Source organism: Patescibacteria group bacterium, from assembly GCA_022560785.1.
Classification (GTDB): domain Bacteria; phylum Patescibacteriota; class Minisyncoccia; order Phycocordibacterales; family JADFSL01; genus JADFSL01.
The window spans coordinates 1-14,658 of sequence record JADFSL010000015.1 but is presented as its reverse complement, the minus strand read 5'-3'; the positions used below and the strand labels follow the sequence as shown (position 1 = coordinate 14,658).

Here is a 14,658-nt window from a genome sequence, read left to right as displayed (position 1 = left end):
CGATTTTCCTGTTGAGCCAACATAGCCAATGACTTGCCCCTGTACAACATACTGCCCGGCATAGACTATGTTTTTGCTGTTGTGGGCATAGAGCGTTTGGGTTCCATTATTGTGTCTGATAACCACATAGGTTCCGTATCCTCCGTTCCATCCATAATCACGGCTTATAATCACACTACCTGCCGCAGAAGCCAAAATGGGACTGCCGGCAGGGGCTGCAAAATCAATCGCATTGTAACCATGAAGTCTTTGCGAGAGCCTGCCACCTGCAACTGGCATGAGGTAGTAGCCCGAGTAAGTAGGTCCACCGACTCCTCTGAGAACATTTCTTTTCTTTATAGTATACGCCGGCCCACTCAACTCTCCATCTGGTACCACTACTATGGATCCAACAACGAGAATGGTGTCATCAGCAAATCCATTATAAAGTATGATTTCTTCTATATCGCCTTTGTATTTCTTTGCAATGCTTGCAATAGAGTCGCTACTTTTCACTATATGCCTTATGCCGGCAATGGGGCGGATGATGAGCGTTTGCCCGGGTTGAATCTGGGTGCCGCTTTTAATATTATTTGCCCAGACCACGGTGCTTGCCGACACATCAAACATGTCGGCAATTTGAGAAAGTGAGTCTCCTTCGCGTACAACGTAGACGCTAATTTGATCCGACTGCGGTCTATCATCAATGTCGGCAAGTGTGCCAGACGGACCAGAGTCTGGAAGAAGTGCTGAGCCACCTACAATCGTTATTTCACCACCTCCTTTTGCGGGGTTGGGATCAATATTGAGGGCTGCCCTCAGAAGTGGAAGTGTCTGCGAATTGTGCCAGTCTATTGTCGCTACATATTCAGATTTACTGTTTTGGGATACCAAAAGCTCGGACACAAAAGAAAAAATCCCCGCACTTGCTGAAACAGGAACCCCTAGCACCACTACCGCTAACACAGCAAAGATACGCTTTACGCTGTAGAGCTTGGTTGCATGCGGTTGTGTCACTTGATTCAAAACATCTCTATGTCTCAAATCAGGATCCTGTTGTGAAGATAATATAAGCCAATGTTTAGTGTGCCGTATCTGCCGTACGCGCGAATGTCTTTCAGCAAGACTCAGAAACCCCCTCTTTTGATATTACTATAATGATATCGCGAGTGGTGTGTAAGTCAACATATACAAATCAACATGTGGATAGTGTAATATTGCTATAAAAAATGGCTTATATTAAGGATAAAATGAGACACTCTGTGTAATCTATTTGTGTTATAGTGATTGAAATGAATTATCTTGACGAACTCAACAGCAGGCAAAAAGAGGCGGTTCTTCACAAAAATGGACCGTTGTTAGTCATTGCCGGAGCGGGAGCCGGAAAAACAAAAGTTATTACGAATAGAATTTTCCATCTTATCAGAAATGGGGTTGCCCCCGAGTCAATTTTGGCGGTTACATTTACCAACAAAGCGGCAAAAGAAATGAAAGAGCGAGTTGAGCAACTGCTCTCAGAAGATTCAACCCTGAATTTTCCTATAAAATCGTGCGACCGGCCTTTTATATCGACATTTCATTCCTTGGGAGTACATATTTTGCGGGAACACCACAAAGTAGTGGGGATATCAAAGCGATTTTCAATCTTTGACAAAAGTGATTCATCACGTGCTGTAAAAAGTGCTGTGGTCGCGGCTGGTCTTGACCCGAAAGAATTTGAATCAAAGGTACTTTTGAGCGCAATATCAAAACAAAAAGGGAAAGGGGTATCAGCCATGGTGTTCAGACAAACTGTTGGTAATGAATTTTTTCCACGAGTAGTGTCTGCTGTGTGGGATAAGTATGAAGATCAATTAAAGCGGGAAAGTGCACTCGATTTTGATGATTTGCTTCTGCGAACTGTTGCACTCTTGCGAAGTAATCCCAACATAAAGCATATGTACCAAAATAAATGGCACTATGTTCATATAGACGAATATCAAGACACCAATAAAGTGCAAAATGAAATGTCTCTCCTCTTAGCTGGAAGCAGGCAGAATATTTGCGTGGTCGGAGATGTGGACCAGACTATTTACAGCTGGCGCGGAGCAGACACCCAAAACATAATGGGTTTTGAACAACAATATCGTGACGTAACCACTGTTTTGCTGGAGGAAAACTATCGTTCAACCAAAAATATCCTTGAAGCAAGCAATAGCATTATTCGGAAAAATAAAAACAGGAGAGAGAAAAATCTCTTCACAAAAAAGAGGGGTGGAGATAAGATCACGTTGCTGTCATCATATGACGAAGCTGGGGAAGCCCTCTCTATAGTGGAAAAAGTAAAGGAATTACTAAAGAACGATGTGCAGCCACGTGACATAGCTGTGCTCTATCGCGCTAATTTTCAATCTCGAGCTCTTGAAGAGGCGTTTCTTGGTGAAAAATTACCGTATCAAGTGCTCGGTGTAAGATTTTTTGAGAGAAAGGAGATAAAAGATGTGCTTTCTTTCATTCGTGCATCTCTTAATCCGGAAAGTATTTCCGATATAAAAAGAATTATATCTGTTCCACCGAGAGGTATTGGTAAAATTGCACTTCTTAAAATTGCCAGCAAAAAAGAAAATGAGCTCAAAGGAAAAGCAAAAGAAAATGTAGAGAATTTTAAAATAATGTTGAGAGATATTGAAAGCTGTGCTCTATCAAAAAAACCAAGTGAGACTATTCGGTATGTACTCAAGCGAACAGGTCTTGAGGAAAGCCTCAAAGGAAAAGGGGAAGAGGAGCTTGAGCGACTCGAAAACATCAAGGAACTTGCAACTTTTGCACTCAGGTACGACATATTACCGAAAGATGAGGGAATTGAAAAACTTCTGGAGGATGCCGCACTTGTTGCTGACCAAGATGAGCTGAAAGAAGAAAGTAACGCCACACGACTCATGACTGTGCACGCATCAAAAGGGCTTGAATTTGAATACGTATTTGTGGCTGGACTGGAGGATGGTCTGTTTCCACATAAAGCCCTCTCGGACAGCAATGCTGACAACGAAGAGGAGCGTCGCCTCTTTTATGTAGCGCTCACGAGAGCGCGCAAAAAAGTGTTTTTATCATATGCTTCGGTGCGAACTATATTCGGATCACGCGAGGTATCGGTACCGTCTGAATTCATAACCGACATCGATGAGAATCTTATAGAGGAAGATGTTTCTATTTTTAAAAAAGAAAAAATAATTTATATAGATTGATATATGAAAATCAAAAAACCCAAGAAATCATTGGGGCAGAATTTTCTGACCTCGCAAACTATTGTAAACTATATTGTGAGAGTTGCAGAACTTAACAAGAACGACATTGTGCTTGAAATTGGTCCCGGTAAAGGTATTCTCACAAAAGCATTGCTAAAGAAAGTCGGACAGGTCATTGCAATTGAAAAAGATAGACGACTGATACCACTTCTTGAAGAAAAATTTGAAGAAGAAATTAAAAAGCAGAGATTGAAAGTGATAGAAGGAGATATCCTCATATACGATATAAAAAAACTCGGTGTGCAAAACGGAAAATATAAACTCGTTGCAAATATTCCGTACTACATCACAGGAAAATTCCTGAAGAAAATCCTCACATCAAACATCCAACCGAGGAAAGTAGTACTGCTTCTCCAAAAAGAAGTTGCACAGCGTATAGCACGAGAGAAAAAAGAGAGTATTTTGTCAATCAGTGTGAAAGTGTATGGAACTCCAAAGTATGTAAAGACTGTGCCCGCTCGTTGTTTCAAACCTCGACCAAAGATTTCTTCAGCGATTGTGGCGATAGAGAACATTTCAAAAAATAATTTTAAAAATGTGGATGAAAAATCTTTTTTCGCTCTTGTAAAGCGGGGATTTTCTCAAAAAAGAAAAAAATTGATAGGTAATCTAAAAACTCTTACAGAAAGAACTACGCTTGAAAACATATTTCAAGAACTTGGTATAAATACAAATGCCCGTGCAGAAGAAATTTCTACCGAAATATGGTTACAGATGATTCAAAAATTAAGTAATTAGATTAAAAACTTGAACCGTGGAAAATAATGGTTTCAAATATGCCATAGGGGCATATTCCAAATGTGCACGGTATATAACAGGTAGTGGGAGGGCCGACAAACCCCAACAGCTGTTGAGATGGGCGGGATGGAGGTCCAAACAGATAGCTCAAAGTTCCGGGAACCCACATGAAAGCTCCTCCAACGGGAGTGCCTACTGTTACTACATAACCATTTACACAACCTGTGAAAAGGGATGTGATAGCTCCTCCAAACGGTCTGTAAAAAGCGTTTCCCTCGCTTGGATAAAAAAGGGTTAACATACTGACAACCATGACAATCAGTACAACAATTGCCACACAATTTCTAGGTTTAGATAGTGAGTGTCTCATGTATCATCACTATAACACGCAAGCTCTCTGTTGCACCTCTGATATCCACAAAAAAGCGGGGTTTTATGGGGAAAAATAGACGCTGTGGTGATATAATTCAGGTACACATTAAATAAAAACTTGAATTTTCTGCCCAGAAAAAAAATAATAATGGCAGTTTTTGCACTACTGTCGCTGTCGGTGGTGGTTTTATTTGTTTCCCAACAAAAACATACTGTGTATCAAGAAACGGAAGGTGTGGCTTCCATACCCAACACGGTCCCCCAAACAACTCTTGACTCCGACGACGACGGACTCAAAGACTGGGAAGAAGTGCTCTGGGGAACCGATCCATTCAACCCCGATACAGACAATGACGGAACCGATGATGGTGTAGAGATTGCTGTAGACAGAAATCCACTCGTTTCAAGTTCGGGTGGTGTATTAGATACACTAGATAGTGAGGTTCCATACAAAAAAGCAGCGCCGAAGCGGTAAAGCTATCAGAAACTGATGTGACATCTAGAACATTTTTCAAAAAGTATTTGACATTGTTGCAATCTGGAGAAGGCCTTGATGAAAAAACACGTAACACCCTCGTAACTGAAACAGTTGAAGATATGTTCGCAGAAACACCCTCTCCTCAAATATATGATGAAAGTGATATTACCATTGTCACAAGCACCAAAGAAGCATTACAAAATTACGGAAATACAATAATGACTATTATCAACAGTTATGCAGAGCAAAACCCAGAGAATGAAGTAATACTGTTTGATGAGTTTTTGCGCACACAAAATGAGAGAGTGCTTGAAGAACTTGTAGATGCATCTGCAATGTACGAACAAATTTCAGAAGATTTTGTAACAGTTGCTGTGCCTGAAAAACTTGTTTCAATCCACCTTGATTTAATAGAATGGTATCTGATACTTTCTCGTTCACTAAACCACATGGGTAAAATTTTTGAAGACCCGGTTCTTGGGGCTAGTGGTTTTAAAAAATACATTGAGGTACTAGAGCAGCAGGACAGCACGGCTATTTTTCTGAAGGAGTATTTTAACAAAAATGGTGTTTCGTTTAATATCACAGAACCAGGTTACATTTGGAACATATAAATATAACAATGACTAGCACCGCTTACAAAAAAATAATGAGTTCAATGCTTGTTGTTTTCATTGTGCTTTCAGTATTTGTTCTGTCTTTCGCGTATAATCCAAAAACAGCCCACGCGGTGCCTGGTGTGTTTGTGCCAACAAACGATGTGCTAAACAATTTAAAAGAATCTTCCCTTGATGCAATTGGTTGGACTATTGCCAATTTGGTATTGAGCCAAATTTCAGCGAGTATTGTAAATTGGATTAACACAGGGTTTGAAGGAAGTCCTGCTTTTGTAACAGATTTTAAGGGATTTTTAACCGATATTGCGGATGAGGAACTTGGTAGGTTTATTGAAGGATCAGAACTTGATTTTCTCTGCAGTCCGTTTGCGTTTGATATAAAATTTTCACTCGCTCTTCAAGCTCCGTTTGATAAACGCATCTCATGTACATTAACTGATGTGGTTGGTAATATTGACAGTTTCATTAGCGGGAACTTCAGTGAAGGTGGTTGGCAGGGGTGGTTTGAACTCACCACAAAATCACAAAATAACCCGTACGGAGCATTCCTACTCACATCAGCCGAACTTAATTCCCGAATTGCCGGAAAACAAGAAATAGAGCTTTTCAAAGTTGATTTAGGTGATGGATTCCTCAGTTTAAAAACCTGCCTTGTGAAGAATTCAGATGGAAAATGTCTCCAGTCTCAAATAACATTACCGGGAAAAGTTATAGAGTCACAACTCAACAATACCTTAGCCGGTGGCCAGCAAAGACTTAATGTTGCAGATGAATTTGATGAAATAGTAGTTGCGCTATTTTCCCAACTCATTCAACAAGTGCTCTTTGACGGACTACTCAGTGGGGGGACTTCTGATTACACAAACGACCTTGGTGGTGAAAACGCTCAAGCCACACTTGAGAGAATCAGAGACGACATTCTCGATGAAGCAGACAGAATAATTACTTCAGAAGAAATATATAAAATAACAAAAGAAGGGGCCCTCAATTTAGTTATTCAAGAAGATCAGCAGTTGCTTCAGTTGCGGAGTTGCTACGAGAGCAGAGGAGGAGGAAGTCCAGCAAGTGTGGATACAACAATAGAAAACATAATTGATCCTCTTAAGGAAAGTTTGAATATCGATATTGCAAACGCGCAAACAGTTATTGATAAATTAAATCTTATTAAAATAGAAATTTTAACTGCTTCTACACTTAATGAACTTACTGACTTTGTGTTCAAACTCAGGGATGTTGACATACACAACCTTGGTGACGCACAGAACGAACATTTCCAAGTGTCTACACAACTAAATAGTTTAAATACGCAACAAAAGTTGCAAGCGTGCCTCAGAGACAATTAGGATGAAAAAGATACTACCATACATTCTCATATTGATGATTGTCACAGTGGGAGTTCTAGCTCCTTTTGGTGTTGCTGTTACAGATGGAGGGATCTCTGTTGAGATAAAGTATGCGTACGCCGAAGAGCATTTACTTAAATGTGGTTGGACAAATGTAACATGCTTGTTTGCAAATCTTTCTCTTATGGTCCTTGATGCGTTTGCTTTTTTCCTTGGGTTAGCTGGTATTCTTCTTGATTCTGCTGTTGAAACGACTGTTCTTAAAATGGGAAGTAGTATTGGAAATGTCGCGGCGATAAGTGAAGCTTGGGGTATATTCAGGGATGTGGCAAATATTGTGCTTATATTCACACTGCTCGCCATTGGTTTTGGAACCATTCTGCGTATCAGTGGCTTTGGTATGAAAGAGCTGTTAGCTAAGGTGATTATTATAGCGCTCCTGATTAACTTCAGTCTATTTTTTACTAAGGTAATTATTGACACCGGCAATCTGCTTGCTATTCAATTTTATAATCAAATAAAAACAGAGGAGTGTGCTGTGGCTTCAATTGTAGGGGGCAAGGGATGCAGTATATCAGGCCAGTTTATGAACGCACTTTCACTAACAACACTTTACAAAACTGACTCAACGGGGACCACGACAGCATCTTTGGGCATTAGTGTTGATGGAAAGGTTAACTATGGAAATATCATCACCATTGGATTAATGGGTTCTCTTCTTTTTCTTGTAACCACATTTGTATTCCTCGCAGGAGCATTCCTTCTCATTGCCCGTTTTGTAATATTGATTTTTTTGATGATTCTCTCACCACTTGCTTTTGCGGCAATGATACTGCCGATTACTTCAGAACATGCTAAAAAATGGTGGCGTGCTTTGATAAACTATACTATCTTTGCTCCAATATATTTTCTTTTAATATTTGTTGTACTTAAAATTATTGGAAGTGATAGCTTCAAGACTGCAATCGGACTGAAAGATGGAGATGCATTTGGGGCACTCACTACCAACACAGGTGGGGATATAGGTGCTCTTTCGATAGTTCTTAATTTTTTAATAGTAATCGGGTTTATGATTGCATCCATTGTTATTGCAAAACAACTTGGTATTGCAGGAAGTGAGGCTGTCATTAAAGCTGGGCAAAATGCCCGTAAATGGGGTCAAGGGGTAATTGGCACTGCAGCCGTTGGAGGGGCGGCGGCGGCATTGCGAACTTCTTTTGGTAGAGGAGCGAGTAGATTGGCAGAAAGTGATACTCTCAAAAAAGCTGAGGCACGAGGAGGAATCGCTGGGGCTTTGGGTGGGGGTGCTTTGCGAGGACTACGTGGCGTCGCTGGTTCAAGTTTTGACGCTCGCGCAACTGCAGCCGGAAAAGCATTAAGTAAAACAGACTCAACACTAGGTAAAGCAGGAGGAAAGGGTGGTTATGACCAGAAATTAAAAGATCAGATTAAGGAGCGTGTGAAAAGAGCTGAAGTGATTGGGAAATCGAGTGAAACTAAAGAACAAGGAGAAGAGAAAGCGAAAGCACAAATAAACCTTGCTGAGGCCCAGAAAGCTTTGGCTCCTCTTCAAGAAAAGGTAAGGGAAGCAAAAACCGCACACAAAGCGAACCCCACACCTGACAGCATGGTAACGCTAGAACAAGCTGAGACTTTGGCTAAACCAGTCTTACAAACAATAACACTTGAAAGTGGGAAAATACAAAATGTAGAGACAGCAGTAAGAGCGCGCGGTGAACAAAGAAAAGCTCAGTATGCACAAACACTAGAAACCGAAAAAACTTTAGATACTTTGTTTATAAAAGTTCCACGAAAAAACAAAGAGGGCGCAGCCGCAATTAGAAAAGGAAAGAGTAATGCACAAAAAATTCAAGATGCTGTTAAAGAAGGGCTGAAAGATGACAAGGATTTTAAAGATTCACTAAAACCAGAAGATGAGGGTTGATTTATAATAATTAAGAAACGCGTATGGATGATACACAAACAATAATAAAAGAACAGTTCAAGAAACTGCCAAAAGACATACAAGACGCAATTCTTGCAGTTGATTTGCGTGATAAATTAAAGATGGTATCAGACAAACACAAACTGCTTGTTGATAAGGCGGGAGTTCTTGAAAATGAAACAATGCTTGTCATGCTCGGACTTGAAAATCACAGCGCATATCCAGAGAGTATAAAAAAAGAATTGGGTATCACGAGCGAACAAGCACAAGAAATTACAAAAGATATAAACGAACAGATTTTTCTGCCCATACGAGAATCTCTCAAGAATATTGAGAAAAACAATGTTGAGGAGGCAGAAAAAGAAGAAGCGGAAACAAGTAGAGAGGGTAGCACGGTCACACCACCTGACACCTCAATTCCCTTTGTTGCAACTCCAGAGAAAAAAGAACCAGTACATTCAAGTAATATATTTGAAGACAAACTTACAAAGCAGGTGAGAACACCAAAAGAACATGTCAGACTCGATGAATCTACAAATAAATCACAAGAAAAGAAAAAACCCTATTCGGTAGACCCATATCGTGAACCAATTGAGTAAAGTTAGAGTATACTATAAACAATGCGCTTCCAAGTTCCACAATTCATTGAGGTAGAAGATAAAATCTTCGGGCCACTGACGTTTAAACAATTTATCTATCTTGCTGGTGCTGGAGGAATATCATTTGTGTTTTGGACTCTGCTGCCCAAATTTCTAGCGATTCTGGTTTCTGCCCCTATAGTGATGTTGGCTCTGGCACTTGCGTTCTATAAGGTAAACAACCGCCCGTTTATAAATGTGCTTGAATCCGCATTATCTTTTATGACAAAAGATAAGCTATACGTGTGGCGACAGGAGAAAAAAAAGAGTGAAGAAAAGAAAGTAGAGGAGCCGGTAGCACAATCTAATATACGTGTCCCTAAACTCTCAGGAAGTAAGTTAAAAGACTTGGCGTGGAGTCTTGATATAAAAGAAAGTATTTATTCAGATGAAAATCAGCAAAAGTAGTATTAGGTGCTAGCTTCTAGCTGATTAGCTTTTTATAAAAACAAAGCATATGAAAAAACCTAACTACCTAGTAAGCTATAAGCTATAAGCTAAAACAATGGCCACCACATCTAAATCAACACAGGATTTTGTTCCTATAAAAGAGGTCCGAGATGGTATTGTTATACTCAAAGACGGTTCGTTGAGTGCTATCCTGATGACTTCTTCAATTAACTTTGCCCTCAAATCACAAGACGAGCAAATGGCTATTCTGTTTCAGTTTCAAAATTTTCTGAACTCACTTGAATTTTCTATACAAATATTCATTCAGTCGCGAGATCTTGATATCAGACCGTATATCGCACTCCTTGAAGAACGCCGCACAGTACAAGTGGATGATTTAATGAGAATCCAGATACAGGAATACATAGAGTTTGTGAAAAATTTCACTGAAAGCGCCAGTATTATGACCAAAAACTTTTTTGTCATTGTTCCATACACACCCTCAGCACTGCAAGGCAAACATGATATATTCCAAATCTTTAGTGGCAAAAAGAGTGACAAAAAACAGGATGAAGATGGCGCATTTGAGGAAAACAGAACACAGCTTCAGCAACGTGTCTCAGTTGTTGAGCAGGGGCTTGTGCGTACTGGTATCCGAGTTGTTCAACTTGGTACTGAAGAAGTTATAGAGCTGTACTATAAGATGTTTAACCCGGGAGAAATGGAGAAGCCTATATCGCTAAATCAGTAATTAGAAAGCTTGTTAGTTTATAGCTGACTAGATTCTTAGAGAAAAATAGAGAAATATATTATGGTAAAATTTTATAAACCAATAAGCTAGAAAGCTAAAACCTAATAAGCTAAAACAATGGCATTTTTAGATTTTTTAAAAAAGAAGAAGAAAGAGGGGGTAAAGATTGCTCCAATCCTACCGAAAGAAATTTATGAGGCGAGTACTCTTGAACTACGGGATATAATAGCCCCGTCAGCCCTTAAGATTACGCAACGGGAAATGAATCTCGGCGACAAAGTGGTGCGTACCTTTTTTGTCATATCGTATCCACGATTTTTGTCGGAGAGTTGGTTTGCACCAATTATTAATCTGGACAAAATGTTTGATGTATCAATTTTTATACACCCAATTGATACTGTAACCATACTGCGTAAATTCCAGAAAAAAGTAGCGGAGGTTCAGAGCCAGATAAATGCCCGTGAGAAAAAAGGGCTTGTGCGCGACCCAATGCTCGATACAGCCCACCAAGACCTTGAGCAACTCCGTGACCAGCTCCAGCAGGCACAGGAACGGCTATTTGATGTAGGACTATATATATCGATTTATGGGGACACTAAAGAAGATCTTGATAAAACCGAGTCGGAAATAAAATCCATACTTGAATCAAAATTGGTGTATATAAGGCCAGCGCTCTTTCAACAAGAACAAGGCTTCAAGAGCACTCTACCTAGTGCAACTGATTTGCTTGGTGTACACTCAAAATTAAATTCAGCGCCGCTTTCAAGCCTGTTTCCATTTATCTCCTCGGACCTGACTGCTGATAAAGGAATACTCTATGGTATCAACAGACATAATTCAAGTCTGATACTCTTTGACCGATTCTCGCTTGAAAATTACAACTCAGTAACATTTGCAACATCCGGCTCAGGAAAATCCTATGCAACAAAGCTTGAAATCCTCCGCTCGTTGATGTTTGACACCGATGTCATCGTCATAGATCCGGAGAGTGAATACGAATACATGGCAGAAGCCACTGGCGGGCGATACTTTAATATTTCACTGAGCTCAAAACATCACATTAACCCGTTTGATCTACCCGAGCCGCGTGAAGATGAATCACCAACTGATATACTGCGCTCTCACATTGTCACACTTGTAGGACTCTTTAGAATCATGCTCGGCGGACTTTCTCCTGAAGAAGACTCTATTATTGACCGTGCAATAACCGAAACTTACGCACTCAAGGATATAACTGGTGATGCAAACTTCGCAAATGTAGAGCCGCCACTCCTGTCTGACTTTGAATTGGTGCTCGCCGGCATGGAGGGAAGTGATTCGCTTGTGCAAAGACTCAGCAAGTACACCAAAGGCACATGGGCTGGGTTTATCAACCAACCGAGTAATGTGGACATTAACAAAAAATTTGTTGTCTTTTCGGTGAGGGATATGGAGGACGACTTGAAACCGGTCGCAATGTATATTGTTACCAACTATATCTGGAACGCAATAAGAAGAAATCTTAAAAAACGACTTCTAGTTATCGATGAAGCTTGGTGGATGATGAAATCCGAAGACACAGCGTCGTTTCTCTACAGTATGGCAAAAAGGGGAAGGAAATATTATCTCGGACTTGCAACCATAACGCAAGATGTTGACGACTTCCTAAAGTCCCCATACGGTGTGCCAATGCTCACCAACTCATCAATACAAATACTTCTCAAACAGTCTCCAACCTCTATAGACTTAGTACAGAAAACTTTTAATTTAAGCGATGAAGAAAAGTTCCTCCTTCTTGAGTCAGGATTAGGAGAAGGAATTTTCTTCGCTGGGCTTAAGCATGTAGCAATTAAAATCATTGCGTCATACACAGAAGATCAGATTATTACTTCTGATCCATCTCAATTGCTCGCCATCAAAAAAGCAAAGAAAGATGTTTCAACACAAGAAGATGCTGAAAAAACAACCCAACCAGAACCGCAGAAAAAAAGTCCTGAGACCCCACCTGATACAATAACAAACACGTCTCCCAAAACTCCTGAAATTACTCCTGTACCAACGTCCGAGCCTCCAAAGCCGACTCCGCAGCCAACGGAGACTTCAGTCCATGCAAATGCCACTCCAAAAACTCCTGAATCGTCCGAACCTATTCCAACTGCTCAACCTACCGATATGAAAACAGACATACCTATTCAACCTTCTACAGAGACTCCGTCACCGGAAAACAGGAAGGGCTTAAGTGGTAATATATGAGTATAGTAGAATATAAAAAAATAAAAAATACAGGTCTTGGGGTATTGTTTATATTACTTTTTTTTCTGATACCTGTTTTTTCTACTGCACAGATTCCATCACTTGATATGTCGCTTATCCTTAAGTCTGCTCCTCTACACCCCAAACCAAACAAAGTGGTAACTGTAACACTGACAAGCTATTCAACAAATCTAGATAAGGCAGAAAGTATAAAGTGGTATGTAAATGGCAATTTGGTTGCGCAAGATGCTAGTATAAGTGCCATTTCTCTTAAAACAGGAGCATTGGGTTCACGCTCTACTATAGAGGTTGTGGTTAAATCCTCAAGAGGCGAGGTGTTGAGAAAGCAGCTAATATTGCGCCCAACCGACATAGATCTGCTGTGGGAGGCACAGTCATACACCCACCCACTCTATAAAGGAAAAGCTCTTCCGTCGTCACGTGCCTCAGTAACAACTGTCGCAATGGCATATTTTGTAACCAGTGGTGGTAGATTGCTTTCGTCTAATGAATTAATCTACAAATGGCGGCAGAACGGAAAAATACTCGGCAGTGTTTCGGGTCGTGGTAAAAACACTCTGACCACAGAGGCACCGAGGCTTTTCAATAGTGAACTTATTCATGTAGAAATAGAGTCAGCTGACGGCCTTTTGCGAGGCTCAGAAGCGATAGAGATAGAGTCGGTTCAACCTCGTATTATTTTTTACGAAAAAAATCCGATTCTCGGAACAATATATGAGCAGGCGCTACAGGGTGTATTTAGACTTTCCAATAAGGAAGTGACTATAACTGCGATTCCTTTCTTCTTCTCGGGAAAAGAGAAAGCTGATTCTGATTTAATATATGAATGGAGAGTTAATGGTTCTATTATTGATAACCCATCCAGACACCAAAGTAATATTACCCTGAGAAATATTGGAGACGGAAGCGGTAATGCAACAGTATTTCTCTCTGTACAAAACGCAAAGAAAATACTACAAGCTGCGCGGGGTAGTTTCTCGATTCAGTTTACCGAAACAGGTGCTTCAAATCCATTTTCATTTTAATTATATGATTCACTTAAAAAAAATAGTTGCTGGAGTATCCACTTTTGTTTTATTGGTACCCAGTATTCTTCTAGCGGAAACACATGCATTTGTTCCGCTTCAAGAAATACCAAATTTTACAGACAAAACCGACCCGGCATCATTTTTTAGTGCAATATTTACATTAGGAATCACTATTGCGGCCTTTCTTGCTGTTATAATGATTATGATAGGAGGACTTCAGTACATGAGTACCGATAAAATAAGTGGTAAAGAAGACGGAAAAGAAAAAATAACTCAGGCGATTCTTGGAATTATTCTTATTTTACTCTCGGTTATTATTTTAGAAATTATAAATCCTAACATTCTTGATTTCAACTTGTTTAATTAAAAAAAGTAATATGCGGTTTTTAAAAACATCGTTAATAGTTCTCTCAATATCGCTTGTTCTTGTTGTGCTTGCACTCTTTAGTTTTTCTCTATTCTCACCAAAGAGCGAAGTAGCTATTGAAGAGGGTAGGTTTGAGAGTGTTTTTAAAAACCTGTTTCCGTTCGGAAAAAGTGAGAGTACTGATGATCTTATTTCAGATACTGATTCCATTGCCGATGGTGTAGCACTCGAAGGAGATCAGCCTGTTCCCACACTTCGTAGAGTTTCAAATACTGCTGTAGCATCGGCTATCACGTTTGAAAGTGGTGAAGAAGTGGTAATTAGGTTTATTGAACGCGAAACTGGCCATATTTTTGATACCACTACCACATCACTACCACAAACAAGAGTTTCAAACACAACCATACCAAGAATTCAAGAGGTGTTGTGGTTGCCTGGTGGGGAGGCTCTCATACTACGTTATATTGATGAGGAT

Annotated in this window: 14 protein-coding genes; 13 read left to right on the top strand and 1 reads right to left on the bottom strand. The window is 40.0% G+C overall.

The features are described from left to right. Nucleotides 1-1,005, bottom strand: a 1,005-nt coding sequence (locus tag IIB50_01930) for a peptidoglycan DD-metalloendopeptidase family protein (GenBank protein ID MCH7529854.1), incomplete at its 3' end; no start/stop codon positions are given. Between the two features lie 266 nt (nt 1,006-1,271). On the opposite strand from IIB50_01930, the gene IIB50_01925 reads away from it, so the two are divergent. The 13 genes from IIB50_01925 to IIB50_01865 all read left to right on the top strand — a co-directional run. Further along, complete coding sequence (locus IIB50_01925) at nt 1,272-3,203, top strand: UvrD-helicase domain-containing protein (protein MCH7529853.1); 1,932 nt, start codon at nt 1,272-1,274, stop codon at nt 3,201-3,203. A gap of 3 nt (nt 3,204-3,206) precedes the next feature. Further along, entirely contained in the window at nt 3,207-4,001 is a 795-nt protein-coding gene (gene rsmA / locus IIB50_01920; GenBank protein ID MCH7529852.1) for a ribosomal RNA small subunit methyltransferase A, read from the top strand. A 520-nt stretch (nt 4,002-4,521) separates the two neighbouring features. After that, the gene (locus tag IIB50_01915; GenBank protein ID MCH7529851.1) at nt 4,522-4,848 is read left to right on the top strand and encodes a hypothetical protein; all 327 of its coding nucleotides are present in this window, start codon (nt 4,522-4,524) and stop codon (nt 4,846-4,848) included. Between the two features lie 17 nt (nt 4,849-4,865). Beyond that, nucleotides 4,866-5,465: a hypothetical protein gene (locus IIB50_01910; GenBank protein MCH7529850.1), complete on the top strand. Its 600-nt coding sequence runs from the start codon at nt 4,866-4,868 to the stop codon at nt 5,463-5,465. An 8-nt stretch (nt 5,466-5,473) separates the two neighbouring features. Then, a complete protein-coding gene (locus IIB50_01905) occupies nt 5,474-6,811 on the top strand; it encodes a hypothetical protein (protein MCH7529849.1) in 1,338 nt (445 codons plus the stop codon). Between the two features lies 1 nt (nt 6,812). Next, nucleotides 6,813-8,756, top strand: coding sequence for a hypothetical protein (locus IIB50_01900; GenBank protein ID MCH7529848.1), 1,944 nt, complete (start codon nt 6,813-6,815; stop codon nt 8,754-8,756). Between the two features lie 23 nt (nt 8,757-8,779). Continuing rightward, nucleotides 8,780-9,355, top strand: coding sequence for a hypothetical protein (locus IIB50_01895; protein MCH7529847.1), 576 nt, complete (start codon nt 8,780-8,782; stop codon nt 9,353-9,355). Nucleotides 9,356-9,376: 21 nt separating this feature from the next. Next, nucleotides 9,377-9,802 carry a PrgI family protein gene (locus tag IIB50_01890; protein MCH7529846.1) on the top strand — a complete coding sequence of 142 codons (426 nt, stop codon included), beginning with the start codon at nt 9,377-9,379 and terminating at the stop codon, nt 9,800-9,802. A 97-nt stretch (nt 9,803-9,899) separates the two neighbouring features. Beyond that, complete coding sequence (locus IIB50_01885) at nt 9,900-10,535, top strand: hypothetical protein (GenBank protein ID MCH7529845.1); 636 nt, start codon at nt 9,900-9,902, stop codon at nt 10,533-10,535. 117 nt (nt 10,536-10,652) lie between these two features. After that, a complete protein-coding gene (locus IIB50_01880; protein ID MCH7529844.1) occupies nt 10,653-12,767 on the top strand; it encodes a DUF87 domain-containing protein in 2,115 nt (704 codons plus the stop codon). After that, nucleotides 12,764-13,813 (top strand): hypothetical protein, encoded by a 1,050-nt coding sequence (locus IIB50_01875; GenBank protein ID MCH7529843.1) that lies wholly within the window; start codon nt 12,764-12,766, stop codon nt 13,811-13,813. The genes IIB50_01880 and IIB50_01875 overlap by 4 nt, the downstream gene beginning before the upstream one ends. 4 nt (nt 13,814-13,817) lie before the next feature. Next, nucleotides 13,818-14,183, top strand: a complete 366-nt coding sequence (locus tag IIB50_01870; protein MCH7529842.1) for a hypothetical protein — start codon at nt 13,818-13,820, stop codon at nt 14,181-14,183. 10 nt (nt 14,184-14,193) lie between these two features. Continuing rightward, nucleotides 14,194-14,658 (top strand): hypothetical protein (locus IIB50_01865; protein ID MCH7529841.1); only part of this gene is annotated, 465 nt, incomplete at its 3' end.

What these genes read in the sequence shown, in the direction of transcription:
- IIB50_01925 (MCH7529853.1), top strand. Translation starts at nt 1,272, where the DNA reads ATGAATTATCTTGACGAACTCAACAGCAGGCAAAAAGAGGCGGTTCTT.
- rsmA (MCH7529852.1), top strand. Translation starts at nt 3,207, where the DNA reads ATGAAAATCAAAAAACCCAAGAAATCATTGGGGCAGAATTTTCTGACC.
- IIB50_01915 (MCH7529851.1), top strand. Translation starts at nt 4,522, where the DNA reads ATGGCAGTTTTTGCACTACTGTCGCTGTCGGTGGTGGTTTTATTTGTT.
- IIB50_01905 (MCH7529849.1), top strand. Translation starts at nt 5,474, where the DNA reads ATGACTAGCACCGCTTACAAAAAAATAATGAGTTCAATGCTTGTTGTT.
- IIB50_01900 (MCH7529848.1), top strand. Translation starts at nt 6,813, where the DNA reads ATGAAAAAGATACTACCATACATTCTCATATTGATGATTGTCACAGTG.
- IIB50_01895 (MCH7529847.1), top strand. Translation starts at nt 8,780, where the DNA reads ATGGATGATACACAAACAATAATAAAAGAACAGTTCAAGAAACTGCCA.
- IIB50_01890 (MCH7529846.1), top strand. Translation starts at nt 9,377, where the DNA reads ATGCGCTTCCAAGTTCCACAATTCATTGAGGTAGAAGATAAAATCTTC.
- IIB50_01885 (MCH7529845.1), top strand. Translation starts at nt 9,900, where the DNA reads ATGGCCACCACATCTAAATCAACACAGGATTTTGTTCCTATAAAAGAG.
- IIB50_01880 (MCH7529844.1), top strand. Translation starts at nt 10,653, where the DNA reads ATGGCATTTTTAGATTTTTTAAAAAAGAAGAAGAAAGAGGGGGTAAAG.
- IIB50_01875 (MCH7529843.1), top strand. Translation starts at nt 12,764, where the DNA reads ATGAGTATAGTAGAATATAAAAAAATAAAAAATACAGGTCTTGGGGTA.
- IIB50_01870 (MCH7529842.1), top strand. Translation starts at nt 13,818, where the DNA reads ATGATTCACTTAAAAAAAATAGTTGCTGGAGTATCCACTTTTGTTTTA.